Source organism: Shewanella sp. Iso12 (assembly GCF_012030025.1).
GTDB classification, from domain to species: domain Bacteria; phylum Pseudomonadota; class Gammaproteobacteria; order Enterobacterales; family Shewanellaceae; genus Shewanella; species Shewanella algae.
The window spans coordinates 82054-108583 of the sequence record NZ_JAAUHW010000007.1; the positions used below are offsets into that span (position 1 = coordinate 82054).

22 protein-coding genes are annotated in these 26530 nt (G+C 55.0%); 14 read left to right on the top strand and 8 right to left on the bottom strand.

Going from position 1 to position 26530, the window contains the following annotated elements; genetic code table 11:
- The first annotated feature begins 28 nt into the window (after positions 1-28).
- From HCX89_RS13240 to HCX89_RS13255, 4 genes are read left to right on the top strand one after another with little or no spacing between them, the layout of a single operon-like run.
- Positions 29-1081: an AAA family ATPase gene (locus tag HCX89_RS13240; protein ID WP_025886825.1), complete on the top strand. Its 1053-nt coding sequence runs from the start codon at positions 29-31 to the stop codon at positions 1079-1081.
- The gene (locus tag HCX89_RS13245) at positions 1069-3279 is read left to right on the top strand and encodes a DUF5682 family protein (protein WP_167716338.1); all 2211 of its coding nucleotides are present in this window, start codon (positions 1069-1071) and stop codon (positions 3277-3279) included. Before HCX89_RS13240 ends, HCX89_RS13245 begins: the two co-directional genes overlap by 13 nt.
- Positions 3264-4373 carry a VWA domain-containing protein gene (locus HCX89_RS13250; RefSeq protein ID WP_167716340.1) on the top strand — a complete coding sequence of 370 codons (1110 nt, stop codon included), beginning with the start codon at positions 3264-3266 and terminating at the stop codon, positions 4371-4373. The genes HCX89_RS13245 and HCX89_RS13250 overlap by 16 nt, the downstream gene beginning before the upstream one ends.
- Positions 4370-6208 carry a hypothetical protein gene (locus HCX89_RS13255; protein ID WP_167716342.1) on the top strand — a complete coding sequence of 613 codons (1839 nt, stop codon included), beginning with the start codon at positions 4370-4372 and terminating at the stop codon, positions 6206-6208. The genes HCX89_RS13250 and HCX89_RS13255 overlap by 4 nt, the downstream gene beginning before the upstream one ends.
- 40 nt (positions 6209-6248) lie before the next feature.
- Here the strand turns inward: HCX89_RS13255 and HCX89_RS13260 are convergent, their stop codons facing one another.
- From HCX89_RS13260 to HCX89_RS13270, 3 genes are all read right to left on the bottom strand, one after another.
- Entirely contained in the window at positions 6249-6923 is a 675-nt protein-coding gene (locus HCX89_RS13260) for a TorF family putative porin (protein WP_037474246.1), read from the bottom strand.
- A 15-nt stretch (positions 6924-6938) separates the two neighbouring features.
- Positions 6939-8288 (bottom strand): hypothetical protein, encoded by a 1350-nt coding sequence (locus HCX89_RS13265; protein WP_167716344.1) that lies wholly within the window; start codon positions 8286-8288, stop codon positions 6939-6941.
- 75 nt (positions 8289-8363) lie between these two features.
- Positions 8364-9338: a LysR family transcriptional regulator gene (locus tag HCX89_RS13270; protein WP_107110202.1), complete on the bottom strand. Its 975-nt coding sequence runs from the start codon at positions 9336-9338 to the stop codon at positions 8364-8366.
- A gap of 314 nt (positions 9339-9652) precedes the next feature.
- On the opposite strand from HCX89_RS13270, the gene pnuC reads away from it, so the two are divergent.
- The 4 genes from pnuC to HCX89_RS13290 all read left to right on the top strand — a co-directional run bounded on the left by pnuC (position 9653) and on the right by HCX89_RS13290 (position 12672).
- Positions 9653-10384 carry a nicotinamide riboside transporter PnuC gene (pnuC, locus tag HCX89_RS13275; protein ID WP_302476694.1) on the top strand — a complete coding sequence of 244 codons (732 nt, stop codon included), beginning with the start codon at positions 9653-9655 and terminating at the stop codon, positions 10382-10384.
- Positions 10384-11115, top strand: a complete 732-nt coding sequence (locus tag HCX89_RS13280) for a nucleoside phosphorylase (protein ID WP_167716346.1) — start codon at positions 10384-10386, stop codon at positions 11113-11115. Before pnuC ends, HCX89_RS13280 begins: the two co-directional genes overlap by 1 nt.
- 62 nt (positions 11116-11177) lie before the next feature.
- Positions 11178-11855 carry a Crp/Fnr family transcriptional regulator gene (locus HCX89_RS13285; protein ID WP_167716348.1) on the top strand — a complete coding sequence of 226 codons (678 nt, stop codon included), beginning with the start codon at positions 11178-11180 and terminating at the stop codon, positions 11853-11855.
- Positions 11856-11964: 109 nt separating this feature from the next.
- Positions 11965-12672, top strand: coding sequence for an MliC family protein (locus HCX89_RS13290; RefSeq protein WP_167716350.1), 708 nt, complete (start codon positions 11965-11967; stop codon positions 12670-12672).
- A gap of 53 nt (positions 12673-12725) precedes the next feature.
- On the opposite strand, the gene HCX89_RS13295 is transcribed toward HCX89_RS13290, so the two are convergent.
- Both HCX89_RS13295 and HCX89_RS13300 read right to left on the bottom strand, forming a co-directional pair.
- Positions 12726-13190 carry a YhcH/YjgK/YiaL family protein gene (locus tag HCX89_RS13295; RefSeq protein WP_167716352.1) on the bottom strand — a complete coding sequence of 155 codons (465 nt, stop codon included), beginning with the start codon at positions 13188-13190 and terminating at the stop codon, positions 12726-12728.
- A gap of 200 nt (positions 13191-13390) precedes the next feature.
- On the bottom strand, positions 13391-15784 hold the full coding sequence (locus HCX89_RS13300) for a TonB-dependent siderophore receptor (protein ID WP_123115587.1): 2394 nt from the start codon (positions 15782-15784) through the stop codon (positions 13391-13393).
- Between the two features lie 468 nt (positions 15785-16252).
- Here HCX89_RS13300 and HCX89_RS13305 point away from each other — a divergent pair, with 468 nt between their 5' ends.
- From HCX89_RS13305 to HCX89_RS13330, 6 genes are all read left to right on the top strand, one after another.
- Positions 16253-17308 carry an alpha/beta hydrolase gene (locus HCX89_RS13305; RefSeq protein WP_167716354.1) on the top strand — a complete coding sequence of 352 codons (1056 nt, stop codon included), beginning with the start codon at positions 16253-16255 and terminating at the stop codon, positions 17306-17308.
- 168 nt (positions 17309-17476) lie between these two features.
- Positions 17477-18064, top strand: a complete 588-nt coding sequence (locus HCX89_RS13310; RefSeq protein ID WP_025009287.1) for an LON peptidase substrate-binding domain-containing protein — start codon at positions 17477-17479, stop codon at positions 18062-18064.
- A gap of 81 nt (positions 18065-18145) precedes the next feature.
- Entirely contained in the window at positions 18146-19081 is a 936-nt protein-coding gene (locus tag HCX89_RS13315) for a pseudouridine synthase (RefSeq protein ID WP_167716356.1), read from the top strand.
- A 258-nt stretch (positions 19082-19339) separates the two neighbouring features.
- Positions 19340-20731, top strand: a complete 1392-nt coding sequence (locus tag HCX89_RS13320; RefSeq protein ID WP_167716358.1) for a hypothetical protein — start codon at positions 19340-19342, stop codon at positions 20729-20731.
- Positions 20724-22052 carry a glycosyltransferase family 2 protein gene (locus tag HCX89_RS13325; RefSeq protein ID WP_044733601.1) on the top strand — a complete coding sequence of 443 codons (1329 nt, stop codon included), beginning with the start codon at positions 20724-20726 and terminating at the stop codon, positions 22050-22052. Before HCX89_RS13320 ends, HCX89_RS13325 begins: the two co-directional genes overlap by 8 nt.
- A complete protein-coding gene (locus tag HCX89_RS13330) occupies positions 22052-23104 on the top strand; it encodes an HlyD family efflux transporter periplasmic adaptor subunit (RefSeq protein ID WP_167716360.1) in 1053 nt (350 codons plus the stop codon). The genes HCX89_RS13325 and HCX89_RS13330 overlap by 1 nt, the downstream gene beginning before the upstream one ends.
- A gap of 392 nt (positions 23105-23496) precedes the next feature.
- Here the strand turns inward: HCX89_RS13330 and HCX89_RS13335 are convergent, their stop codons facing one another.
- Genes HCX89_RS13335 through HCX89_RS13345 form a run of 3 tightly spaced genes read right to left on the bottom strand, consistent with a single transcriptional unit; the run spans position 23497 to position 26409 of the window.
- Complete coding sequence (locus HCX89_RS13335) at positions 23497-24096, bottom strand: TlpA disulfide reductase family protein (RefSeq protein WP_025009291.1); 600 nt, start codon at positions 24094-24096, stop codon at positions 23497-23499.
- Positions 24093-24491: a cytochrome c-type biogenesis protein CcmH gene (locus HCX89_RS13340; protein ID WP_044733603.1), complete on the bottom strand. Its 399-nt coding sequence runs from the start codon at positions 24489-24491 to the stop codon at positions 24093-24095. The genes HCX89_RS13335 and HCX89_RS13340 overlap by 4 nt, the downstream gene beginning before the upstream one ends.
- Positions 24484-26409, bottom strand: coding sequence for a heme lyase CcmF/NrfE family subunit (locus HCX89_RS13345; protein WP_167716362.1), 1926 nt, complete (start codon positions 26407-26409; stop codon positions 24484-24486). The genes HCX89_RS13340 and HCX89_RS13345 overlap by 8 nt, the downstream gene beginning before the upstream one ends.
- Positions 26410-26530 lie beyond the last annotated feature (121 nt).

Below are 26530 nucleotides of genomic sequence, written 5' to 3' on the forward strand. Positions count from 1 at the left end.
TGGCAGCCAATAAGGAGAAGCAAACAGGATGGAACAAGTCATTCGGGCTCATGCCGAGCAGCGTTATCAGGATGAATTGCAACGCTTGATGGCGGCCGACAAGGGGGTTATTCCACCGGGTTGGGCCATGTCGGCTGGGGCGGTGCGACGTTTTATCTGCGGCGATGCGGCGCTTGATATCAGCCGCAAATACTACGGGGAAGATGCCCTGGTGGAGCGGGCCATTGTCAGCCTGATGGGCAACAACGGCCTGATGCTGGTCGGTGAACCCGGTACCGCCAAGTCGATGCTTTCTGAGCTATTGAGCGCTGCCATCAGCGGCAGCAGTGAGTATCTCATTCAGGGCACAGCAGGTACTACGGAGGAGCAGCTCAAGTACAGCTGGAACTTTGCCCTGTTACTGTCCGGTGGCCCCAGTCTGGAAGCCCTGCTGAAAAGCCCCGTCTATCAGGCGATGGAGCAGGGCAAGCTGGTGCGTATCGAAGAGATCACCCGCTGCCCGCAGGAGGTGCAGGATGTGCTGATCTCTCTGATGTCGGAAAAAAGCCTCAGTATCCCCGAGCTGGGCGTCTCGATTCAGGCCAAACCGGGCTTCAACCTGATAGCCACCGCCAACCTGCTGGACCGTGGGGTCAACGAGATGTCCAGCGCGCTCAAGCGCCGTTTCAACTTCGAGACAGTGCCTGTGCTCAGCGATCCTCTGCTGGAGCGCCAGCTGATTTTGGCTCAGGTGAGCCAACGCCTGGCGGACAGCGGCCAACAGGTGCAGCTGGATGAAGCGCTGGTGGACTTGCTGGTACGGGTATTTCACGACCTTCGCAGTACCGTCGGCCCACAGGCGATGGATGCCACTCTGTCCACGGCCGAGGCGGTTAATATAGTGCATGGCTGCGCCCTGCACAGCCTCTATTGGCAAGAGCCCATGAGTGCCGCCCAGTTGGTGCAGCAGATGCACGGCACGCTAATCAAGGACAAGGCCGACGATGTGAAGAAGCTGGCTCATTACATGGATGTGGTCGCCCGTGAACGCCAGGGTTGGCAAGCCTTCTTCCAGGCAGGAAAAGCTCTGTGGATGAGGTGATGTTCCTTAGAGGGGAGTTTGGTGAACTGCTCAAGACCGCCGCGGCCGATCCCGGGGTGTGCTGGTTGCCGCTGCGGCATCACAGCCCGGCCTGCGCCGCCATGGCGCTGGAGCAGTTGCAGCGCCGGCAGCCCCAAGCCGTGTTAATAGAAGCCCCCGGCAGTTTTATCCGCCATCTGTCACTGTTGCAGCGCGATACTGTGGTGCCGCCTATTGCCATCTATCAGAGTGGCAGCTACTACCCTCTGGCCGAGAACAGCCCTGAATGGCAGGCGCTGCGCTGGGCGACGGCGCAGGGCATTGAGGTGATCTTCATCGATCTGGATGAAAAGACGCAGGAGGGCGGTGTAAGCAACCGTTGGAGTGATAGCCGCTTTTTAAGCTCGGACTACAGCCGCCGCCTACAGCAGCAACTGGGCTGCCGGGATGCCGACGAACTCTGGCAGCGTTTGTTTGAACAACAGCATTTCGCCTCGGCCGAGAGCTTCTTTACCCAGGTATTGCTGTTCTGCGCCGCCAGTCGTGCCTGCTTTGGCACAGACAGCCTGGAAGAGATGGGCGATCTGGCCCGTGAAACCCAGATGCGGGCCCATATCAAGGCGGCCCGCCGCCGCTATGAGCGAGTGGCTGTGCTCACAGGTGGTTTTCATACCCCGGCGTTGATCAACTTTGCCGACGAGGCCGAGGCGATCGTCGTCGATGACACGCAAGACAGCTTTGTGATCCGTTTCAGTGACGCCTTGCTGGATGCCCGCAAAGGCTACGGCGCCGGTATGCCTTATCCGGCCTTCTGTCGCTGGCAGTTTCAGCAGCGGCAATTGAACGCCGATGATTGGTTGCTCTACCTTCTGGAGCAGATGCCGCAACTGCCGCTGATCTATAAGAAAAACTGCTTTGAGCATCTGCAGGCCCTCTGTCGTTTGCGTGGCTTGGCGCGCCCAGGCAGCTATGATCTGCTGGATTCTCTGGGCAGCTGCCTGATTAAACAGCAACTGTCGGCATCGACACTCGAACCCTGGCAAAAGGTGCTCAGCGGCGATGCCCTGGGGCAGTTACCGGCCGACCAACCCAGTTTACCGCTGGTGGAAGAGGTGTTGGCGCTATGTCGCAAGGCCAGATTGCAGACGGAAAAACCGGGACGCTGTCACTTCGATCTCTACGCCATGACGGACAAGCATATTGAGCGCCGTCGCCTCCTGTGTCGGCTGCTGTTTGTGGGCAGCGGTTTTGCCAGGCCACAAAATGGCATGCCGGTCATCCGGCAATTGAAGTTCAACCATCGCCATGAACACTGGAACTATCATTGGACTCCGGCGGTGGAAGTGGCACTGGCCGAGAAATCCAGCCTGGGGCTGCGTCTCGAGCTGGTGGTAAAACGGCGGCTCAGTGAGTTGCCCCAGGAAGATTTGCAGCAACTGGTGGAAAAACTGGTGTTGGCACTGCATCTGGGGATGCCGGAAGAGCTGAGCGCCCATGCCATTGCGCAGCAGATAAGCCAATGCAGCGACATTCAGCAACTGGCCAATAGCTTTATGACCTTGCTGGCGGCAGCGCATCATCCACTGTTTGCCGATATTGAGCTGCTGGCTTACCAAAAAGCCCTGTGGCATCAGGTCGGCTTTCATTTACCGGCAATCAACCGCCTGAGCGATGAAGAGGCGGTGAAGTTACTGTTGGATCTGCAGAGCGTAGCTGTCTTGCATCAGGACGAGCTCGAGTCTCCCTGGCGTGACAGACTGCGCTGGTTGACAAGCCATAACGCCCATCGACCCGTGCTCTATTTTGTCCTGCAGGCCTTGGCTATCGAGCTGGACAAGTTGGACCCGGCGCCTCTGCTGCAACAGTTGCAGCTGCAAAACGATCCCTTCCCTGTGATTGAGGCGCTGCTCAAGGTGGTGCCGCACTGGTTGCGACAAGACCATGGCCTGTTGCCCATGCTGAATCACTGGCTCAGTGAGCTGAGTGAGGCGCAGTTTATCGACAAGCTACCGGCCATGAGGGGCTTGTTCTGCGCGCTGGATGCCAGAGAGGTGGATGAGCTCTGCCGCCGTTTGCTGCAGCTGAATCAGTGGGATAATGGCCTGAATTGGTTGCAATACGGGATATCTGAACAGGACTTTCAACAGGGGTTGGCGCTGGAGCGGCAGCTGCGAATTGACCTGGAGCAACAAGGATTGAGTCAATGGATGAGCAACTGAAGCAGCGCTGGCGTCTGGTATTGGGGCGCTATGCCAACGCGCTTGATACCTGTCTCAGCTCCCGGCAACAGCAACAGGATGAGGTGTTGCAGCAGCTCTATCAGGAGGGCCTGCTGCAGCGTGGCTTCAAGGTAAGCGCAGGCTTGGGGGAAAGCGAGTTGGCAGTGACCAACTGGCTGGAGGCGGCGGAGACCCTGTTTCCCCGTTCGGTCAACGACAGGCTGCAGTCCGATGCGGTCGAGCGCTTTGGGTTGCATCAGGTGTTGGAGCAGCCGCAGGTGCTGGAAAAGATCACTCCCAGTATGGGGGTGCTGAAGCAGTTGCTGAAACTCAATGCCCATCACAAGCCGGCCATTCGGCAACAGGTAGAGCGGATTATTCAGGGGGTGGTCGAGGAGTTGCTGCGCCGCCTGCGGCCGACCTATATCAACAACTTGAGTGGCAGGCTCAACCGCCAGGCCCACAGTCCGGTGAAACGGCTGGCCAATCTGGACTGGCAGACCAGTATTCGCCGCAACCTCAAGCATTTTGATGGCGAGAAGGTCTGTTTCGAGCGGGTCTATTTTCATGCCCGTCAGCAGCACCAACTGCCCTGGCACATAGTGCTCTGCATAGATCAGTCCGGCTCCATGGCGACTTCGCTGATTTACTCGGCAGTGATCGCCGGGATCCTGACCCGCTTGCCATCGGTGAAGTTGTCGCTGGTGGTGTTCGACACCCAAGTGGTGGACTTGAGTGAGCAGGCCCAGGATCCCGTGTCTGTGTTGCTGAATTGCCAGTTGGGCGGCGGCACCCTGATCTCCCAAGCTTGGCGCTATTGTCAGCAACTCTGCTCCGAGCCGGGGCGCTCTGTGGTGGCAACCGTGTCCGACTTTGAAGAGGGTGGTTCAATGCAGGCCTTACTGGCCCAGGCCCAGGGGATGATAGACAGTGGCATCAAGATGCTGGGGATGACCGCCATGAATCACGATGCCGAGCCTTTCTACAGCACTTTTAGCACCGACAACCTGCAGCGCCTGGGGATGGAGATAGGCTCACTCAGCCCGGATAACTTTGCCGAATGGCTGGCGCTGACTATGGGGCTACGCCGATGAATGAAACCATACTCACCAGCCTCGGCAGTGCTGGTTTGGTGCGCCGGGCCCGCAAGGCGTTGGAGAAAAGCCAGCCGCAGATGCAGGATTATGGCTTTGAGTTTGAAGGGCAAAAGGGGCTGCTGGATTGGAATAACCCGCTCGCCAGTCGCTGCGATTGCGGCGCCTCCGGCCTGTGTAAACACATAGTGGCTGCGGCGCTTTATCTGCTGGAGCAGCCTGCATCCCCTGAGACTCGCGCCGAAGAGCCGCCCCGGGTGGAACTCCATCTGGCCGAGCTTTTGAATGATGCCGGCAAGACTCAGGTTCGCCGCCTGTATCAGCAGAGTCAGCGCCGCTGGGCGGCGAAAATTAAGCTTGCGCAAGGCACAGTCTGCGTCGAACTGGAGGGGCAGCAGCTGTATTTTCGGTGCGTACAGGGGCTGCAGGATATTATCTGCACCGAAGAGGCGCAGCGTTATGCGCTGCTCGCCGTCTGGCTCTATTGCCAAGAACAGGCCATCGCCTTTGAATGGCCGCAATGGCTGCTCGATGAGCAGGCGCAGTTGCAGTATCTGGGGCAGCAGAGCCGCGATCAGTTAAAGCGCCGTTGCCTTAAGTTGCTGGAGCAGATGACTGAGCTCGGCATCGAGAGGTTGCGACCCTCGTCCCTGGTAGAGCTGGAACTCCTGCTGGTGCCCATGGACAGGCAAAATCTGCCACTGACCGCTTTGAAACAGCTGCATGGCACGCTGGAAAAATATGTCTCGGGCCAAGGCGTCAGGGATAGAAAATTGCTGCTCAGCTGTCTGGCCCGCTCCTTGGCGGCTCTGGAAGGCTGCCAGCCACAGACGCTCAGCCCCTATCAACAAGCGCCGGAGCAGGTGCTGGGGCTGGGCGCTTTTCCCTGGCAAAGCGAAGGGGGCGCCCATGGTGTGACTCAGGTATTGCAGGATGAGCAGGGGCGTTTTATCACCCTGGCCGAGAGCCGCCCCAAAGCCGAGCAGCGGCTGGATTATGCCAGCGTATTTCGCGGTCTGCCCATGCTGGAAGGCGCGCCGTCGGCCCTGGGTTGGCAGGGTAAGACCCAAACCCTGGCTCAGGCCGAACTCAATGCCTGGGGGCGCCTGCGGCGTTTGCAGGATACCCGGGTCTACCCCGCGACCAAGCCGCTGGAGCCCGTGAGTCTTTCTGTTGCCGACGAAATAGACTGGCAACAGGAGTACCTGTGTTTCCGGCCGAGCGGTCTCTACCTAAGTGGTTTCAATCAGGCCAGTCAGTGTATGGAACTGCACTATTGGGACAGGGAGCGGGCGCTGCTGAGTTTCTCACTGCCTTACAACAAGTTGAGTCAAAGAGCCGTGACCAATCTGGAGTTGCTGGGCGAGCGGGTACCCGAGCTGATAGTGGCGCGCATCGAGCGCACTGCCAGCCATTTATACCTGCGACCAGTGTCCCTGCTGTTGGATAATTGGTTCAGCCTCTTTTTCGATACCTTGCCCCAATCAGGCGACCAGCAACTACTCGCGCAGGCGCTAGCCGAGCCGTCAGCCCCCCAGGCGCCGCTGCCGCGCCTGGGCCTGATGCAGCAAACCCTGCATGGGGTGCTGGATGAGCTGGCCGATGGCCTGCCGGCACCAAGGCCAACATTGGCGCAAAGGGCCGAGCGTCTCGGGCTGATGACGCTGAGTCACAACCTCAAGGGAGCTAAAGCGCGGGACTATCTGCGCGCCGCCTATTGCGCCGAGAAAATGCTCGCTATGTGCCTGATCAAGCCGGTGCATTATCCGGAGGGCTGCGATGAATCTAAAAAAAGCCCCGCTGCAGGGGCGGGGCAAGGGTTTGGGAGTTGCTAATTATTGTTATGGTGAGGAATTCGTCGTCAGCTAGCTTTGATTAGAAGTTGAACGCGAGTCCTATCATATAGTGGTCGTGCTCAAACTCCTGATAGCTGGCTTCCAGCAGTAGATCCAGCTGTGACAACAAGGGATAGCTGTAGCGCAGCGCCAAATCGTAGGCGCTGTCTTGCAGTTCCCCCTTATCTTCAAAGCCCATTGTTTCGGCATCGAAGTAATAGCCGCCATGGATAACCAGCTCGCCATACTGCGCCAGCGGCAGCGCATAGTTGGCCTCGCTGTACCAGGTTTCAAAGTCCTGATCATAGTTGAGCGCCAAGTTTAAGCTGTTGTAATCCATGGATAGGGCATATTCGAGATTGGAGTGACTGTCGCCATAGGTGTAACGCATGGCATTGAAGCCAAAGCCCAACTCGTCGCTGACCGTCAGGTAGTAACCTGCGTAGTAGTCGATTTCATAATCCTTCTCTATGCCCTCATCACCTTGATACCTATAGGTTTCAAAGGAGACTCCGGCATAGAAACCTGTCTCATGCTCCAACATGAGGTCGGCCTGCAGTGAGGGTTTGTCATCGCTGATGGTCAGGCCACGCCACAGATAGTTGCTCAGCCCCATGATCACTCCTGAGGTCTGAAAGGCGCTTTCCTGGGCCTGCGCGTATTGCATGCTGCCAAGGCCGCACAGCAGTAAACTGATTATCATCTTATGTTTCATGTTCGGCTCCTGGGCTCAGTGTTTGGGTAAACGTTCTTTAGGGACTATCCATTGGCTTTCGGAGACGGGATCTGTCTCTCCCAAGCGCAAATCGCTTTCTTTGAGGAAGATATCCTCATCAGTGTTGTGGCAGTTTTCACACATGCGCCCACTTTCGCGTGCCTGCTTGGTGGCCAGAGGGTTCTTGGCGGTAAAGTGAGTAGAAAAGGGCACCCAATAGGATTTGGTGGCCGGATCTTTGAGATCCACCTTGACCCCGGCATCGATACTGATCCCGGCCGAATGGCTCAGCGGGATCAATTTGCTGTTCTTATCATTGGCTATGCTTAGCCCCAGCTTGATGTTCTGCTCCGGAGTCTCGGCTGTTTTTAGACTCTGCCAGTTGCCCACAGATAAGGTGTCATCCTGGTGGCAACCGAAGCAGTTGCTGTAGGGCTGGGTGTGGCAGGCGGTACACTTCAGCTTGGCATTGTGATCTATGGGAGATGCCTTGCCGCTCAGAAGTTCGGTGTGATCGGCGACTTTATCCTGGTGGCAGTCTTCACATTTCACCGCTACTATGTCGCGTTTCTGGGTCTGCTCGTAAGGGCCGGCCTTGTTGCTGTCCGGGCCTTCGCTGTAGAGTCTGCCTTCGGGGATCTGCTTGATGTCCCGACCGTGGAATTCCTGCTGGGCACTGTGACAGTCGATACAGCTCATATCGTGCTTGGTGACGTGCACATCTTGCTCTTTGTGCTGCTCGGCATTTTCATAGTGGCAGGTTTCACAGGTTTTGACCGGATCCGGAGTCGCGACAAAGGCGTGCTTATTCAAAAGGCCGCCACCGGCGAAGTCGGGAGCACTGACATGGCACTGGCCGCAGGTTGCGTGGCAACTGGCGCAGCCTTCTTCGCCGTTATGCATCTGTTCAAACAACTGGGCCTGCTCTGGGGTCTGCTGTAACCTTTCCATCAAGCCCTTGGCGACACCATTGACAGTGAAGTGCAGTGAGTGGCGGAAGTTGGTAATCATCTCCTCACCATGGCAGTCGCCACAGACACTGCCGCCATCGGCACTGGGATCGGCCAGAACGCCTGGGTGCCAGGCTCTGCCCTCTGGTTTGTCGGCTTTGCTGTGGCAGTCACGGCAACCGAGTTCGGCGTGACTACCCATATCTGTTTGGCTTACCAGGAGTTGCAGTGATTGTTGCTCGACGGAGAGCGACTCTTTTTCCAGCTGATGCTGCTTTATCAGCGCCTGTAACTTGGCTTGATCACTGTGACAATTCAGGCAGCTGCCTGCCGCTTGAACCCCTTGCCCCAGCAGACAAAGGAGCGCAGCCAGCCCTGCCGAATATGTGGCCATATTCAGTATTCTTGGTTTCATCTTGTTATCCCTTAGGTAATAGCTCCCCCTGACAAGAGCGGACTCTTGCCATTTTTCATTCCGGGAGACTTTTTGTTATGAGTTGGGTTTTCTAAGGTTCCATTCGCTTTTCAGTTCTCTGACCAATACCTCCTTAAGCCAGTCTCTGGCCTGTGATTTATTTAGATCACTGACCACGACATAATGGCCTATATCTCTGTTGGTGTTTATTTCGCTCAATAGGGTCTGGCTTATTTCGAGGGGCAGTTTTCTATAAATAAGATTGGGAAAACCGGCAACATAATCTGTGGTAAAGAGATTGCAGGAGATGGAGTAGTAAGGCATGTCCAGCAATACGCTGGCGAGGCTGGCCAGACTCCCCGTAGAGCCGGCGATGACACACTCCTGGTTGCGCCGTCTGGCTGCAGAGACAATTAAAGGCTCGGGCAAGTCGCAGAAATTATCCATCTCATAATAGGGATATTTGAACAGGTCTTCTAAAGTCACCTGCACGTTATCCTGTAAGAAAGGATGTTTACGGTTGCCCAATAAATATAGGTTTCTCACTTCGGCAAATAGATTGCCCTGTAAATGGGCGCCGGTATAGCTTTCTGACATCACGGCAATATCTATATTGCCGTTTTCCAGTTCTGTGGTGTATTCGTGGGACAGAATTCGAATATCAAAACTCATATCAGGTGCGAAAGGGCGCACCTTATTATTGAGTATTTTGTGAATAATGGGGCTGAAGTCATCATAGACGGAAATAACAAAGTGCTCCCGTGACTTGGCCGGTTGATACTCGGTGAACTGATTCTCCAATTCCTGATAGCGCTGACACAGGTCCTGAACCATGGGCAGCAACTGGCTTGCCTTATGGGTGGGAATAAAACCACTGGCACGGCGGATATACAAGGTGTCATCAAAAATTTCCCTGAGCTGCTTGAGGTGCCTGCTGATGGCGGAATTGCTTATCCTCAAAGCATGGGCGGCATTTTGACAATTTCTGTGCTCATCTATGGCGATCAGCACCTGCATTAATTCATAGTCCAGTCGTTTTATATCTTTCATAGCTGGTTAAATGCTTCTAAGGTATGCCCGCATCATGGGGGCTAGCCCAGCCCTGGACAGTGAACTGAGTCACATCTGACTTGAGTGAATTAACCAAAATGTTACATGGCGCCCAATGTTGCCGAATCGAAAAAAGCGAATCCCGAAAGCGGAAAATGTCCATTGTGAACATCTGCGTCAGGGCACAGCTTCAGTGCTGAAGGCGCCACACAAGAGTGAGCTGTGACTTAAATCAGCCAAGGTGGACAAATGTCCTTAACTTGAGCTTTGCCATCTGCTTACATGGGCGCAAAACACAATAATGCAAGGAATAGATGATGGATATTGCCGCTTGGTTTGATATCAACAATACCCTGGTGAACATTCCCATTGGCAGTGGCTATGCCATGTCATGGATTGAAGCCGTGGGCACAGTATTTGGTTTGCTCTGTATCTGGTTCGCCAGCAAGGAAAAAACGATTAACTATCTGTTTGGATTGGTTAATGTAACTCTGTTTGCGATTATTTTTTATCAAATACAGCTCTACGGCATCTTGCTGCTGCAGCTGTTTTTCTTCTGCGCCAATCTCTATGGCTGGTATGCCTGGACCCGGCCGGATCAGCAAACCGGCGACACCCTCAAGGTGCGTTGGCTGTCGAAGCAGAAACTGGCCTTTACCGCGGCGGTTTCAGTGCTGGGCATCGGCCTGATGACTGTCTATATCGACCCGGTATTTGCTCTCTTTGCCCAGGTCAGTGTCGATACGCTCAACCTGTTTGGTGCCGGGCTGGCCCAGCCTGTGCTGGAGCCGGATGCCTTCCCCTTCTGGGATTCAGTGATGACAGTGCTGTCTGTGGTGGCGCAAATTCTGATGACCCGAAAATATGTCGAGAACTGGATCCTCTGGGTACTTATCAATGTGGTCAGTGTCGGCATCTATGCCGCCCAAGGGGTTTATGCCCTATCGATTGAATACATCATCCTGCTGTTTATTGCCGCTAACGGCACCCGTCAGTGGATGCGTACCGCCAAAGACAATGGCAGCCGTCCGGCGGAGGCTTGCTGATGAGTGCCGATAAACAGCCGCATATCTGTCTGTCTCCGGCGCAGGTGAGTGAGCGGGTGATTCTCTGCGGCGAGCCACAAAGGGTCAATCGGATTGCCGCGCTGTTGGACGATGGCCGGTTGCTGGCAGAGAACCGTGAGTTTCGCAGCATGGGCGGATTTTACCAAGGCGTACCTGTCACTGTTTGCAGCACAGGCATAGGCGCACCATCGGCGATTATCGCCCTGGAAGAGTTGTATCAGTGTGGCGCCCGCCGTGTCATTAGGGTCGGCTCCGCCGGCGCGCTGCAACCGCAGATAGCCTTGGGCGAATTGATTCTGGCGGAGGCCGCGGTGCGCGATGACGGTGGCTCCGGCTGTTATGCGCCGCCCGGTTATCCGGCGCTGGCGAGTCGGCAGCTTATCAATGCCATGGCGGCTTATTTGCAGCGCCGCGATTGCCGCTTCCACTCCGGCATAGTGCGCTCACACGACAGTTTTTACCGGGATGATGAGCTGGAGATTTGCCGTCATTGGCATCGACTCGGAGTCTTGGGGGCCGACATGGAAACTGCCGTGCTGTTGACGCTTGGCCGCCTGAGAGGCCTGGAAGTGGCTGCGGTGCTCAACAATGTGGTCTTGTATGGCGAAGATGTACAACAGGGTATCAACCAGTATGTCGACGCCGATATCGCCATGATGCAGGGGGAAAAGCTGGCGTCTTTGGCGGCGCTGGAGGCGCTCTGTTGTTGAAGTTTGTGCCCGTAAGGCTGATGGGCTAGCATGAGCCATCATCTTTACGGGATCTTGTTGTTATGCAGCTGCAACCATACAGCACCGGGCGTTTCAGTGCGCATCTAAAGCAGTCTCACCAGGCGTTTTGCGACGCCATGCTCGAGTGCTGCGGCCAGAGCCAATTGCTGCAGGCCGGTGAAGATCTCTTGTCTCAGGGACGGGAGTTGACCCATATGTGCCTGGTGTCCGAAGGCCGGGTGTCGATGAATATCTGCGCCGTCAACGGTCGCAGGTTTCAATTGGGGGAGCTGGATTGCGACTGGCACCTTTTCGGTGAGATGGAGTTCTTTACCGCCACCAGTTGTCAGTGGAGTGTGGTGGCCGAAGAGCCGATGGAAATCCGCCAGTTATGCCTGAAGAAAGTCAGGCAGATGCTGCTGCAACAACCCGAATTTACCTTCTTCTTTGCCAGCGCCCTGGCCTGGGATTATCAGGATTCGCTGGACATCTACACCAATAGGCTCTTGCACCCCATCAGCTATAACATCGCTTTCGATCTGCTCAGGCGTCAACACGAAGAGGTGATGCTGGGTTCCTGTGGCAGCCCGGATCAGGAGGCGGAGCGATTCGGTACCTCAGGCCGGGTCTATCGCAGGGCGGTAAAAGAGCTTATCGACAAGGGCCTGATCATTAAACAGGGTGCCTTGCTGAAAATTGCCAACCTGCAGGCATTGCAGGATTTTGTCGATAAGGCTTAATAGCCAACTCATTGATCTGATATTTAATTCAGCCAGCGGACAGGCGCGGGGTTTTAGACTAGGCTTAGGCATCCGCGAGTAGGTTTAGCGAGAAGATTAAGGAGCAAAAATGAGTTTCGGGACAGTTTCACGGACAGGGCTTTTACTGGCGTTGGTCGCCGCGGCGACGCTCAGTGGCTGCGGGCAGCAGACACTGGATAACAGCCAGGATGTTGCCGCCGCATTGGCTACAGGTGGTGGTTCAACCTCGCCCCAGGCAACAGAGCGGGAACTGCCGACATTTGATTGCAATGCCTTGGGCGAGCGGGCTTCCAGCATAGAGATGCTTATTTGTCAGGAGCCAGAGCTTGCCAAGCTGGATCAGCAGCTGGCCGAGGTTTATGCCAAGGCCAGTGACAAGGCGGTCAATGAACAGCCACCCCTGCTCAAGGCCGAGCAGCGCGGCTGGATCAAGGGCCGCAACGAATGTTGGAAGAGTGAAGACAAGCTGCAATGTACCAAGGATTCATATCAAAGGCGGATAGTGGAACTGCAGGCCCGTTATCATTTGGTGGTGTCTAGCGGCCCGGTATTCTTTGCCTGTGACGGCAACCCGGCCAATGAGTTGGTGACTACTTTTTTCGAGACAGAGCCGGCAACCATGATTGCCGAGCGCGGCGACAGAAGCATTTTGATGTTCAGTGTGCCAAGCGGCAGCGGCGCCAAGTATCAGGGCGGTGACTACAGCTTCTGGGAGCATCAGGGCGAGGCCAGGGTGACCTGGGGTTATGGCGCCGAGGAGATGCTTTGCAAGCCCACAACCCAAGACGATAAGTAAACCACAGACCCAAAAACGCCCGCAATCGCGGGCGTTTTACTGCAAGTGGCCTTCTAATCCAACAGTACTTTTACGACTACCTTGCGGACAGCAACGGCTTTGGCCAGCGTACCCGGCATATGCATGTCTCCGGGGAAGAAGATGGCAAACATGTCGGCCTTCAAAGGGATAAATGCCGCGGCTTCGCGGTTGGATTGATAATCAAACTCGGCATAGTCGTGCGCCTCATGATAGGGGCGACTGGGCGTTTGGGCTCCCAGCGGCAGGTAGCCAAACTCCTCTTCACCACTGACCACATACTGCACGTCCAGATAGCGTCTATGTACCTCGAATGGCTCGGTTTCTCTGGGCTTGGTGTGGTAATCGTTGATTATGGCAAACAGCTTTTTACCATCCAGTTCATAGCTGCCGGGGGCCAGTTGGCTGAAGTCTGTTGCGGCCAGATAATCCAGGGCAGCCTGAATACGCGGGCCCAGCACTCGGTAATGGCCACGGTTGGCCAGAGTATCCACTATCATTTTGTATCTTCTGGGGAAAGGGGTTGGCTCAGTATAATAGCATTCCTGCTGGAAGTTTGATCTCTTTGAGAAGCTGCAGGCGCCTGACAGGCGCTTGAGTTGCCAAGCGGCCGATATCAGGGGGGATCAGCGCCAAAAAGCACAAGGGCCAGCGATATCGCTGGCCCCCATGTTTCCCTGCAAATGTGTTTTCCGGTAAATCAGTAGCTGTATCTGGCTTCGAGGAAGTAGTAACCGCCGTTGAAACCAAAAGGTGTGTTGGTCAATGGATAGACGAAGATCCCGTTGAAGTTGTTGTCGTCCGGGCGTTTTTCCGGATAGGTATCGAACAGGTTCTGCACCCCGGCGGTGAAGCTCAGGTTATCTGTGGCCGCATAGGTCAGCGACAGATCCACGGTGAACTTACCGTCGTACTCCACGTCTTCACGTGAGTAACCTATGGTGTAGGGGCCAAAGTAACTCAGGCGCAGGTTGGTCTTGAAGTCGCCCAGGCTGTGGGTCAGCCCCAGGTTACCTGTGTTCTTCGGGTTGGCCTTGGTCATCCGGGTCTGCTCTATACGGTCAAACAGCTGATCTTCCAGGCCATCCAGAAGGTTTGGCAGATGGATATCGCGAATTTCCGTGTCGTTGTAGGCATAGGCCAGGCTGGCGCGCAGATCGCCATAGCTGCCGAGATCAAAGTCCTGGGTCACCACCAGATCCACACCTCGGGTGCGGCTATCTACGGCATTGATAAAGAAGCGTGCCGACTCGGCGTTGGTACCGGCCAGTGCATCTGCCACCACCTGGGAGTCGGCCGGTGTCAGTGAGCTGGAGAGCACGATTCTGTCATCTATGCTGATCTGATAGGCATCCAGAGTCACCGCCAGACCGGAATCATTGGTGTACACCAAACCCAGGCTGAAGGACTCTGACAACTCGGGTTGCAGCTTGCCTACCTGCAGCGCCTGGGTCACGGAAGACAGGTTGTTGAAGGTGCCCGACTCGGTCGGTACCAGCTGGCCTGTCACGGGATCCGGGTTGAACAGGGTCGAGATATTGGTGAAGTACAACTGCTGCACGCTGGGTGCGCGAAAGCCTGTGTTGGCAGTGGCTCTGAGTGCCAGGTTGTCGGTCAGATCGTATCTGGCGGCCAGCTTCCAACTGGTGTTGTCACCAAAGTCGGAATAGTCTTCATAGCGCACCGCGGCGGCCCAGTAGAAGTCGTCGGTCAGTTGGTTTTCCACCTCGAGATAGACACCTATGTTGTCTCTATCCTCATCTACCGCCGATTCTGGGGTAAAGCCGCCAAAGCCTTGGCTGCCGCCGGCCTTGTTCTGATAACCGCCATTGATATAAGAGGCTTGCTCTCCGGCTTCCACCTGATAAGCGTTCTGGCGCCAGGCTGTGCCTACAGCGACCAGGAGCTCTGAGTCATTGTAAAAGTCGAAGTAACGTGAGGCATCCAGAGTCAGGTTCCACTCTTCGGTGGACAGGGTACCTGCGTCGAATTCGGTTTGGCTACCGGGGCCCAAAGAGGCGTTGAGTGTGTTCTCAACCCGGTACTTAAAGCGGTTCTTGCCGTATCCGGCCGAGGCATCCAACTGCCACTCGCCCAAGTTAAATTCATAACCCAGCAGCAGAGACTGATCTGTGATCTTGGGCGTTATCTGCGGCAGGAAACCATCGGGATAGATTTCGGCAACATTGCGGCTATCCAGTGGACGGCGGAAGAAGGCGCCGGAGCGGGTCTCGCGCTGGCTCAAGCCACCGAAGGCGTACAGTTTGCTGTCATTGGCAAACTCCTGAGCGGCATTGAGAAACAACCCCAGGTTGTCATATTCGGCGTCACCCACATGGTGATTCTTGCGGTTAACGGTTTCTTCGCGGGGATCCGGGCTGCCATCGGCCAGCAATGGATATTGCTGACGCGGATCCAAACCGGCGCGATTGGTGCTGTTCTTGTGATGTGCTTCCAGCGACAGATTCACAAAGCCAGTGTCACCTATGCTGAGGCCGTGGTTGAGGCCGACACGCCATTGCTCGCCATCACCCTGATAGGTTTGACCGGCTTGGGCCGATACCATGCCACCTTCACTGTTGTCTTTGAGTACTACGTTGATCACCCCGGCTATGGCGTCAGAGCCATACTGTGCCGAAGCGCCATCACGGAGAATTTCGATGCGTTTGATGGCCGTCATAGGGATGGCGTTCAAGTCGACGTTGGACGAGCCCTTGCCCACAGTCCCTGAGAGGTGGACCAGTGCCGAGCCATGACGGCGTTTACCATTAACCAGCACCAGGGTATGGTCCGGTGACAGGCCGCGCAGACTGGCGGGACGCACGGCATCTGAGCCATCGGTGACCGAGGAGAAGGGGAAGCTGTAGCTAGGTGCGGCAAACTGCAGCGCCTTGGCGGTTTCCGTCATGCCAGTGGCTTCAAGTTGTTCGGCCGTAATGATATCGACCGGTGCCACGCTGTCGGTGGCGGTTCGCAGGGCGATACGTGAACCTATGACGGAGATGGTTTCGATACTGGGCTGCTCTTCGGCAGCAAAGACGGCAGGAACAGTCAGTTGACTCGCCACTGCCAGTGAAATAAGAGCTAAGCGCATACGACCTCTTGAATGATTCAAAACTGCATTTTTATTGCGCGGATAGTAGCATTGTTACAATTGATGCATTTAGACGTAAAAGTGATAACTCAGAGCGCAGCGTTCTAGAAACATTTAGTTTTTTGGATAGAAACCTTTCCCTGACCTTGGCTATCCGGGGTTTTGGCTGTTTGGGTTATATAAGGGAAATATTGGGTTTGTTTGGGGTTTAATTGGCTGTTTCGCTTTTATTTATACAGTGGTTTTTGAGTTGAAAGCCTATTTATGACTATCTTGACTTTCAAATCTGCCTTACGAGTGTTTTCTTGGGCGTTTGAACTTGAGTCGTCCCGGCCGTTTTTCGGAGCCGCCGGGAGGAGAGGGGAACACTCTGGCAGTGCAAAAGCCAGGCACACTTGAGTCAAACTTGGCTGCCGTGCAAGGCTGCGGTATCTTGCCTGTGACTTTTGCGGCTCAGGGAGTGACTTTTTGGCTAACTTGCGATTTCTTGCCGGTACAGATGCCTATCAGACATTGATGGAACAGGGATTAAAGCCTGATCATTTTACTCAACTACTGGCGGCGTCCGGTGGTCCCAAATGGCTGGGGATTGCCGGGCTCGACAAATACCTGTTTGGCGAGTTTTTCAAACAGAGGCAGACACCGCTTTACACTCTTGGCGCTTCATCCGGAGCCTGGCGTTTGGCCTGTCTGGCTCAGGCAGATCCGCTGGCGGCTTATCAAAGGTTGGAACAACTCTACATAGGCCAGCGCTATGAAACCCGTCCGAGCCGGGAAGAGGTCAGCCGCCAGGTCCGCGGTATAGTCAGCGGGATTTTAGGCTCAAGCGGCACCGAAGAGATCCTCAAACAGCCGCATATTCGCAGTCACATAGTGGTGTGCCGCGCCCGTCACTTGAACCGGGCCGGCAGCAAGTTGGCGCTGGCGGCAGGCCTGGGCGCTACCGCCATGACCAACCTTGTCAGTCGCCGCACCTTGGGGTGGCACTTTGAGCGTCTGGTATTTGCCTCTGCCATAGAGGATTCCCCCTTCGCTCAGTTGAAAGATCTCCCGGGAGACAGCGCCTTGCTCAGCAGTGACAATATCGAAGCCGTATTGCTGGCTACAGGTTCTATTCCACTGCTGCTGTCACCGGTAACCGAAATCAGCGGTGTGACCAGCGGGCACTTCTATGATGGCGGCATCACTGATTACCACTTCGACCTGCCGCTGTCACGGGCGCCGGGGTTGACCCTGTATCCGCATTTTTATCCCCATATGGCGCCGGGATGGTTCGATAAATCCCTGCCATGGCGCCGGGCCAAGCGCCGTTATCATAATGCTTTGGTGTTGGCTCCCACCGAGGAATTTGTCGCTTCGTTGCCCTATGGCAAAATTCCGGATCGCAAGGACTTTGAAACCTTGGATAGCGCCAGTCGTACTCAATATTGGCGCCGCGCCGCCGATATGAGTAACAGATTGGCTGATGAATTTGCCGAGGTATTTCTCGGTGGCAGGATAGCCCAAAGGCTGGAGCCTCTGTAAGCAAGCTTGCAACAAAACCCACTCAACGCCTGTCTAATTCATTAGCAGACCTAAGGACTAGCCCAAATTGCCAATGGATGTAATTTCAGCAACTGCTAGACTTTAAAGCGAATGTTGAACCTCAGGTTCGCTTTCGGTTACTCACTCCCCGAGGGGAAGGAGGTTGCTATGCATACACAGGAAATGGCGTTACTGACCTATGATGCCTTGTTGTTGCCAGGTGGACGGCTTGAGATCAGGATCCTTGACCCCATCACCCTGAGCATGGTGGCCGATGTCCTGAAGGGGAAATATCCGCTGGCTTTCGGAATGCGTAACAGCGTTGCCATGCCGCCCAGTTTCCCCATTGCCACTCGCTGCGAGCTCATCGACTTCAATCAGTTGGAAGATGACTCGCTGAGTATCACCCTGGAAGGCAAGCAAAGGGTCAAAGTCCTGTCCGCCAAACAGGAAAAAGATGGCCGCTGGCTGGCCGAGGTCATGGATTGTCCCAACTGGGCCGAGGAGCCTATTCGGGGCGAGTTCACCCTTATCAGCGCGGCGCTGGAGCAGTTTTATGAGGTCAACCCGGACTTGCGCGGGCTCTACTCATCAGAAGTGCATCTGGATGATGCCGCTTGGGTTAGCCAGCGTTGGTTGGAAGTTTTGCCCTTATACAACAAGGACAAACAGCTGTTGTTGAATCAACCTGATTGCCACAAGACCATGGACTTTGTGCTCAAGTTGATTAAGTCCCATGTTCAGCAGCAGCTTTGAGTGTACCTGCCTCGAATAATTTAAGGTAGATAGAGTAGAATGGCGGCCCTGAGTCGCCATTTTTATTTTGCCGGAAGAGTTATGAGCCAAACAGACAGAGCCGCACAGCCCTCCTATGTAGTCTTGCCAAGGGATGTGACCGACAAAGCCACTGTTTTGGCCTTTCTTATCGACCATTTCAGGCGCATCGATGCCGATGTCTGGCGTGAACGGGTCGCTGCCGGCAAGGTACACTGGCAAAATGGTGAGCCTATCCAGGCTGATACCCCTTATCGGCCTACCGCCAGGGTCTACTATTACCGTGAAGTCCCCAAAGAAACCCGGATCCCTTTTGAAGAGCGGATCCTGTTTCAGGACGAGCACAGCATTCTGGTGTTCAAACCGCACTTTTTGCCTGTGACTCCCAGCGGCAACTATGTCAACGAGTGCCTGGTGCATAGGTTAAGGCGCCGAACCGGGATAGAAACCATAGCGCCGGCGCACAGGCTGGACAGAGAAACGGCCGGAGTCATGCTGATGTCCACCGATCCCGAAACCCGGCATGCCTATCATGCTCTGTTCCGTGAAGGCCAGATACGTAAGGACTACCAGGCGCTGGCGCGGCTGACACCTGAGCTTCAGGCGGGATTGGCAACTGGCGAACTTAGCCTGCCGCTGCACTGGACAGTGAAAAATCGCCTCATCAAGGGCGAGCCCAGTTTTATTATGCGCTTGGCAGAGGGTGAGGCCAACAGTCACTCGGAAATCAGTCTCATCGCCGTTAATGGCGATATGGGGCTGTTCAGTCTGAGTCCAATTACCGGCAAGACTCACCAACTCAGGCTGCATATGCAGAGTCTTGGAATGCCACTGCTGAACGACAGGTTTTACCCCGAACTGCAACCCAGGAGCGAAGATAATTTCAATAAGCCCCTCAAGCTGATGGCTTGTCGCTTGCGCTTTATCGATCCCATCAGTGGCAAACAGCAGGATATAAAAGTGGATGGTTTTGAAACTGAATTGAAGGATACAGTTTGATACTTTTGGAGATAAAAAGAAGGATATTGTTTAGGGATAATTAAGTATATTTCAGAGTTTTATTTTAAATATAATTAATTATGAGTTGTTCTGAATAATAAAGTGGCAGGCTCTCTTTTTTCGTCAAAATATTGGCGGTTTTGTTTTTTTTGGTTATATAATCTCCACCGCTTAAAAATAGATTCTAATTGATTCGTACAAACTTCGCCAAGGATGTTTTCATCTTTCATTGGCGGGCTTGTCGTTGCCGAGATTTATATGTCCATTACCAGAGCCGATATCAGTGTTGAGGCACAGGCCATCCCCTGTTGGATTGGCTTTCGAAATTCAGAAAGTTATAGCACTGATTTTGAAGTGTTTAATGATGTTAGTGACTTCTTGGCTGCCGGTCTTGATTATGAAGTCATCTGCCTGAACCTGCCGGCTGAAGCTCAGGACCAAGCGCTGATTCAGCTGAGATGCCAGCCATCAAGCTTTATGGCCATGATCAAAGTGATAACGCCAAGCCCTCTCTCTGAATATCTGGCCAATGGTTTATTTCAGCCTGACTTCAAACAAGAGTTGGAAAATTATTGGCAAAGGAAGAGCTTAATTAAATTACCCAGCCAGGATGATGTCAGTTATCGGCTGTTGAGTTTTATGTGGTTATTTCCTGAATATCGTTTACAACCTGTGGCTACGCCGGAAAAACCACATCTTTATGAGTATCCACTGCTGCAGCTATTGACGGGGTCAGCAAAGGCAAGCCAACTGCTGTTGGATAAATTATTGAACCGGCATTGGCTGGCACCCACCAAGCTGAAGGACAGAGTCAGGCTATGCTGCAAGTGCCACTCAGGGCACCTCAACTATATCGATCTCTGTCCCCAGTGCCGCAGTATAGAAATTGATATGCAGACCAGTTTGCACTGTTTTAACTGTGGTCATGTGGATAGTCAGCAAGCCTTCAGTCGCAGTGGCGGACTCAGTTGCCCTAACTGTTTGCAGCGGCTGCGGCATATAGGTGTCGACTATGACAGACCAATAGAAAACCAACACTGCAATAGCTGTAATAGCCTGTTTTTGGAGGCCAAGGTCGAGGCAGTTTGTCTGCACTGTGGTCATGGACATCAACCGGACGAGCTAACCATACGTCGCATCTCTGACTTTGAACTGGCGGAGCAGGGAAGGGAACTGGTGTGCCATGGCGTTCAGCAGCAACTGTTTGCCGCGCTTGGCGAACAGATGAGCCGGGCTCACTTCCTCTGGTTACTGCAGTGGCACAATCAGTTGGCACTGCGTCATGGTCATGAGCACCTGTTGTTGGTATTGGATCTGGAGGCGTTGGCGCCGAATCTGGCCGGCAGCGGAGAAGCCCGCGCCTTGACTCTGCTCGATGCTCTCAAGCAGCGCTTGTTGAGCCTGGTTCGGGTGACCGATGCCTGTAGCAGTCATGATGACCAAGGCGTCTTGTTACTATTGCCTTACACTGGCGAGTCACAGTTACCGGCATTGAAGCAAAAACTACAGCGGCTCAATGACAGCGTGCCAGAGGGAGAGTTGAGGTTAAGGCTCAAGGCGGTCAGCCTGCCGGATCAACAACTTGGTGCCGAAGTTGAATCCTGGTTAGCCAGCCGTCTGCAGCAGGCCGAGGTATTGGACGGTGAGTGAGTTCAATACCCTGGCTTTTATGAGCCTGGATATTTGGCACAACCTGGCGACAGACGTCAGCTTGTTTCTCTGGCTGGTGCCGATGATTTTTCTCTACGAAATGCCATTGATGCTGATAGTGGTCTCAGGCGTCATCGGCTGGCATTGGCAAACGTTCCGCCGCCCCAAGGTTGAGAAGGCTTATCGACCCAAGGTCAGTTGCATCATTACTTGCTATGCCGAGAAAGAAGCGGTGCGGCAAACCATAGCCACCTTGGCCGAACAGGACTACCCGGGGGAGATGGAGATTATTGCCGTGGTTGACGGCGCGGTGCAAAACGCCGAAACCTTCGAGGTCGCCAAGGCAGCAGCGGCACAATGCCGCCGCCCGGGGCGGGAGATTATCGTGCTGCCCAAGTGGCAACGTGGTGGCCGGGTTTCGACTCTGAATGCCGGTTTGGCCAGGGCCAGCGGCGAGCTGGTAATGAATGCCGATGCCGACACTTCGTTCGACAATGATATGGTTTCCCAAATCGTGCCGCTGTTCGCCGATCCCAACGTGCCGGCAGTCGGTGGCTCTTTGCGGGTGCGCAATGTCGATGATTCGCTGTGGACCCGGATGCAGGCGATTGAATATTTGATCTCCATGCAAGGCGGCAAGACCGGTCTTGGGCATTGGAATCTGCTCAACAATATCTCAGGAGCATTCGGCGCTTTTCGCCGTGACTTGCTGGTCAAAATCGGCGGCTGGGATACCCATACCGCCGAGGATCTGGATCTGACGCTGAGATTCAAACAGTACTTCGGCCGTCATCCCAATTGGCGCATTCCCTTTGCCACGCTGGCCATAGGGCATACCGATGCCCCCATGGATCTCAAGACGCTTGTCTGGCAAAGATTACGTTGGGATGGCGACCTTTTGTTTCTCTACTTTCGCAAGCACTGGCCGGCCTTTACCCCCGGGCTTCTGGGGGGCGCCACCTTCGCCTTTACTCTGGTCTACGGCTTCTTGCAAAACGTGCTGATGCCCTTTGTCATCCTGCTCTACAGCTTAGGGATAGCACTGGCGTACCCCTGGCAGTTTTTGACAACCATTGCCCTGACCATCTACCTGGGATATTTGGGATTCTTGCTGTTCTTCTATCTGCTGGTACTGGTAGCGATTTCCGAGCGGCCACGTCAGGACCTGAAGCTGCTGCTCTGGTTGCCGCTTTATCCCTTCTACGCCTTGTTTATGCGCAGTATCTGCTTGTTTGCCTTGCTTAATGAAATGGTCAGACGCTCACATGAAGAGAGTTCCATGGCTCCCTGGTGGGTGCTGAAACGCGGGAGAAAATTTTAGTGAAAGTGACTTATCAAGCGGCTGCCAAGGCGCAACAACCCACCCGGGATCAAGGTTTAAAGGTGGACTATGCCCCGGCAAAACGGGGCGGAATGAAATGGCGTTGGTATCTGCTACTGTTGCTGGTTATCGCCCCTGTGGTCTTGCTGCTTTGGGTGTTGCTGCGCCCCAGCCTGTTTGTGCTGGCACCGGGAATACTGACCTCTGAGCCGCTGGAAATGCGGGCAATGCAGAAGGGCCGATTGCTGGAGCTTTCAGTACAACCCGGGAGTAGGGTCGATGCCGGTCAGGCGCTCGGGCGCATAGCCGATGCCGGTCTGGACGCCAGCATTGACGAGTTACAGCGCCAGTTGGCCGAGCTGACACCGCCATCGCTGGAGCAGGATCTGGCTATTCTGGGGCAACTGGAACAACGGGTGCTGGTGGCCGAGCAGGGGGTAAAGCGTCAGGATGAACTATTGTCGCAGTTCGAGTCATTTCGTAAGCAGGGGGTGGTTCCCACTGCAGATATGGCGGCGGTGATGCAGGCCCATACCAGTGCCAGAATGGCCCTGGAGCAGGCCAGGGCCGAGCTGTTGCAGCAAAGGCAGTTGCAGCAGCAGGAGCGGGAGGCGGGGGTGATAGCCCAGAGTCGCAACAGCCTGCTGCTTAAGCTTGCGGAGCTGCAGGCCAAACGCCAGCAGTTGACCATACAGGCGCCGTTTGCCGGCCGGGTAGCCGATGTTTTGGTGCAGCAGGGGGAAACCATAGCCGAGCAGCAGCCTATGCTTTGGCTGTCGGGGCGGGCACAGCCTGTGGTGGTCTGTTATCTGGCGCCCAAGTATCTCAACTATGTTGCTCAGGGACAGCAGGCCAATGTCAAACTCCCCAATGGAACCCGGATCCGCGCCGAAATTAAAGAACCGACCGAATTGGTGGGTAAGGTGCCCAAGCAGCTGTCCGGTCCTTTCGATGGTGACAAACCGGCACTCAAGGTCACGCTTGCTTTGCATCAGAGCCTGCCTTTGGCGATTGAGGGCGTTCCGGTGGAAGTGACTTTCGATCGTTTCTGAGAAAAAAGGCTTTCCCGACAAAAATTGGCGTGCGTGACGGGAAAGCGGGCAAAAAGTATGGCGGAGAGATTTGCCTAAGGAAGGTGCGAACAAGTCCCATGTGTGCTCTGCGTCGGCTTACAGGTCTGAATGCAAGGCGTGGTTCGCCGCAAATGGCCCTAGTCCTTTGCAAGAAGCACAACACAGCAGGCAGGCTTGTAAGCCACGCCCTTCGGGGCTTGCACAGCAACCGGCTTTCTGCGTTATCCGACTTTGACAGGCCCCGGCATGCCTTCAGTCAGATGCCTTGAACGCCAATTGCTGTGCAAGCCAGAGTGCCAAGAGGACTTATTCGCACCTTCCCTAAGGTGGCCCGGAGTGACTTGGGAGATGCTCCGGGACGGTTGCACTGTTTACTGTGGCACTTTGCTTTGGGCCAGCGCCTGATACTTGGCGGCAAAGCGCAACAGATAGTCGGCGATATCCGGGTCATCCCAGTCCAGATAGCCACGGATAAAGCCGACTAAGTTACCATTGGGATCAAACACATAAGTTGCCGGTACCACATTGGCCGGCATGATCTTCTCTATCTCTTTCTTGCTGTCTATCCAGCTGTCATCCAACTTGAGCTCATGCTTGGCCAGAAAAGGGGCCACAGCAGCCGGATCTTCATCTATCGACAGCGGCACTATCTGAATACTGCTGCCCTGCAGTTTACTGCGCAGCTTGGCCAGTGCCGGCATCTCACGCAGGCAGGGCGGGCACCAGCTGGCCCATAGATTCAGCAGCACCAAACGTCCTTGATATTCAGCCAAGGTTTTGGGATTACCCTGCAGATCGGCAAAGGTCACCTTTGCCACCTTTCTGGCGTGCTGCATTTCAACAAATTCACGCATAATCATAGGCTTGTTTGGCACAGGTTCACCTGTGTGATAAGCCTTGTGCTGCATTATGCCCCCTTGGGCCGACAGCGGCAGCAACAGGGCAAGACATAGAAGCAAATAGGATCTCAAGATGGATTCTCCTGATCGTGAGGGGATTGATTGTTGCTGCGGCCGAAAAACAACAACACGCCGGGGAGCACAAGCAGCAAGAGTACTGGCCCCAACCACAGCAGCGCCGTACCTGCGTTCAGCGTGGGTTGATAACGGATCTGCTCGCCATAGCGTTCCACCATAAAGTCGAGTATCTGTTCCCGGCTCTTGCCCTGCTGCAGCATCAGATAGATCTGCGCCTTGAGCTCGCTGGCAATGGCGGTTTCCGACTCAAACAGGTTTTGGTTGGTGGCCATGGGGCAGCGAAGTTCCTTGGAAATATCTATGCTGAGACGGGCAATATCCATGTCGGTCGCCTGGGCTTCGGCGCAACCCAAGCTGAGCCATAATCCAAGCAGCATTAGCTTAATCATGTTGAAGTCTCCCTGAGGCGGTTAATACATCGGTTTGCAGCAGGCGTCGTCGGCTTCCGAGGGCCAGTAGGCCGCCAATGGCCATCAAACCACCGCCGAGCCAGATCCAACTCACCAGCGGCTTGATGCTGAGACGTACCAGAAACTCTTCATCACTCAGTTGGGTGCCCATGGAGACATAGAGATCGCCAAAGGCCCCGCGATAGATGGCAGCCTGGGACAGCGACATGCCGTTGGAGTTGAATTCCTGACGCTCCGGATAGAGGTAAGTAAGCAGTTGCTCATTGCGCTCAACCCGAATTACTGCCTGTTCACCGCGGTAGGCTGGCTTGTCCAGCAAACGGGTCTGCTCATAGATAAAGGTGTAGTCGCCCAGAATACTGCCTTGGCCCGGGCCCATACGCAGCAAAGAGTGCTGCTCGAAACAACTGACTCCGGTAGCACCCATGATGCTGACAAGAAGGCCGGTGTGGGCCAGCAACATGGGAATATTGCGGCGCTTACCGGCAATCTGGCCCAACGGCAATAGATAAAGCAGCAGGGTGCAGAGCAGAAAGAGGCTCATTGCACCGCCCGCCAGTAGCCAAGGGTCGAGGCTGCCCTCGAAAAACAGCGCCAGAGCGGTCGCAGCTACAGTGACCAGCGCCAGCAGCCCCAGGCGCCTTGGCGCCATATGGGGCAGGGTGCTTAGCGCCAGGGGCAAGAGCAGCAGCGCCAACATGGGCACAAACAGAGTATTGAAGTAGGGCGCCCCTACCGACAGGCTTCCCAGGCCAAGTGCCTGATAGAAAAGCGGGTAAAGGGTACCCAGCAGGGTCGTCAGCGCCATGGTCAGCAAGATCAGGCTGCCGAGCAACAGCTGACCGTCCCGGCCAAGTGGTGCCAGCTTGCCCGGTTGCCAGTGATGGCGACATCTGAGGCCAAACAGGCTGAAACCGGCGCCTCCGTAGAGCAGCAACAGCAATAGAATGATCACCCCGCGCTCGGGATCGGCAGCAAAGGCATGCACAGACTGAATAATGCCGGAGCGCACAATAAAGGTGCCCAGCAGGCACAGGCTGAAGCCCAGCAACACCAGCGCCAGGGCCGAGAGCTGGGCCAAAGGGTTGTGGTTTTTGATCAACAGGCAGTGCAGCGCGCCTGTGGTCACCAGCCAGGGAATAAAGGCGGCATTTTCCACCGGATCCCAGAACCACCAACCACCCCAGCCCAGCTCGTTATAGGCCCACCAGGATCCGAGGGCATTACCCGCGGTTAGAAACACCCAGGTCAGCAGCAGATGGCGCTTGAGCTTGCCAAGGCGGGCGGCGCTGAACTTGTGGCTGACAAGCAATGCCAGCGCGATACAAAAACAGATCCCAAGGCCTGCATAGCCAAGAAACAGCAATGGCGGGTGCAGGATAAGGCCTATGTCCTGCAACATGGGGCTGAGATCGCGTCCTTCTATCGGCACTTCCGGTAGCAGGCGGGCAAAGGGATTGGCGTACAGCAACATAAAAAAGACAAAGCCACAGAGAATCGCCGAACAGCTACCGTGCAACATCAACAGATAGTTCTGATCTCGCGAGCGCGTCGGCAACCCCAGCCAGGCCCATAATGCCATTACTGTCATCCAAAACAGCAAAGAACCTTCATGGCTGCCCCAAACTGCGGCCACTTTATAAAACAGCGGCAGGGCCGAATTGGAGTTGTTGGCCACATAAGCCACAGAGAAGTCGTTGAGGATAAACGCCAATGCCAGCAGGAGTATGGCGCCTGTCAGTCCCAGCGCTTGCCCCAGCAGCAGTGGCCGCAGTGGCCATTCGATACCTGGGTTGCGATATTTGAGCAGCGCAAGCAAGGCGCCAAACAAGGCACAACTACCGCCCAGGATCAGCAGGAAGTGTCCCAGTTCGGGCAACATGGTGATGGAAAACATGGCCGCTCTCTTGTTATGCCGGGACTTCCCGGAAATGGATCTATGGCACTGAGACTAGGGTTATTACCCCTTTGGCTCTGTGATCTGTCACGCCTTTATCAGCCTATGTTTGCCGGTGCGG

Bases quoted from the DNA above. Each gene is read 5' to 3' on its own strand.
- HCX89_RS13260 (WP_037474246.1), bottom strand. From the start codon at position 6,923: ATGAAACATAAGATGATAATCAGTTTACTGCTGTGCGGCCTTGGCAGC.
- HCX89_RS13345 (WP_167716362.1), bottom strand. From the start codon at position 26,409: ATGTTTTCCATCACCATGTTGCCCGAACTGGGACACTTCCTGCTGATC.
- HCX89_RS13315 (WP_167716356.1), top strand. From the start codon at position 18,146: ATGAGCCAAACAGACAGAGCCGCACAGCCCTCCTATGTAGTCTTGCCA.
- pnuC (WP_302476694.1), top strand. From the start codon at position 9,653: ATGATGGATATTGCCGCTTGGTTTGATATCAACAATACCCTGGTGAAC.
- HCX89_RS13295 (WP_167716352.1), bottom strand. From the start codon at position 13,190: ATGATAGTGGATACTCTGGCCAACCGTGGCCATTACCGAGTGCTGGGC.
- HCX89_RS13270 (WP_107110202.1), bottom strand. From the start codon at position 9,338: ATGAAAGATATAAAACGACTGGACTATGAATTAATGCAGGTGCTGATC.
- HCX89_RS13285 (WP_167716348.1), top strand. From the start codon at position 11,178: ATGCAGCTGCAACCATACAGCACCGGGCGTTTCAGTGCGCATCTAAAG.
- HCX89_RS13240 (WP_025886825.1), top strand. From the start codon at position 29: ATGGAACAAGTCATTCGGGCTCATGCCGAGCAGCGTTATCAGGATGAA.
- HCX89_RS13340 (WP_044733603.1), bottom strand. From the start codon at position 24,491: ATGATTAAGCTAATGCTGCTTGGATTATGGCTCAGCTTGGGTTGCGCC.
- HCX89_RS13280 (WP_167716346.1), top strand. From the start codon at position 10,384: ATGAGTGCCGATAAACAGCCGCATATCTGTCTGTCTCCGGCGCAGGTG.
- HCX89_RS13290 (WP_167716350.1), top strand. From the start codon at position 11,965: ATGAGTTTCGGGACAGTTTCACGGACAGGGCTTTTACTGGCGTTGGTC.
- HCX89_RS13255 (WP_167716342.1), top strand. From the start codon at position 4,370: ATGAATGAAACCATACTCACCAGCCTCGGCAGTGCTGGTTTGGTGCGC.
- HCX89_RS13300 (WP_123115587.1), bottom strand. From the start codon at position 15,784: ATGCGCTTAGCTCTTATTTCACTGGCAGTGGCGAGTCAACTGACTGTT.
- HCX89_RS13310 (WP_025009287.1), top strand. From the start codon at position 17,477: ATGCATACACAGGAAATGGCGTTACTGACCTATGATGCCTTGTTGTTG.
- HCX89_RS13250 (WP_167716340.1), top strand. From the start codon at position 3,264: ATGGATGAGCAACTGAAGCAGCGCTGGCGTCTGGTATTGGGGCGCTAT.
- HCX89_RS13320 (WP_167716358.1), top strand. From the start codon at position 19,340: ATGTCCATTACCAGAGCCGATATCAGTGTTGAGGCACAGGCCATCCCC.
- HCX89_RS13265 (WP_167716344.1), bottom strand. From the start codon at position 8,288: ATGAAACCAAGAATACTGAATATGGCCACATATTCGGCAGGGCTGGCT.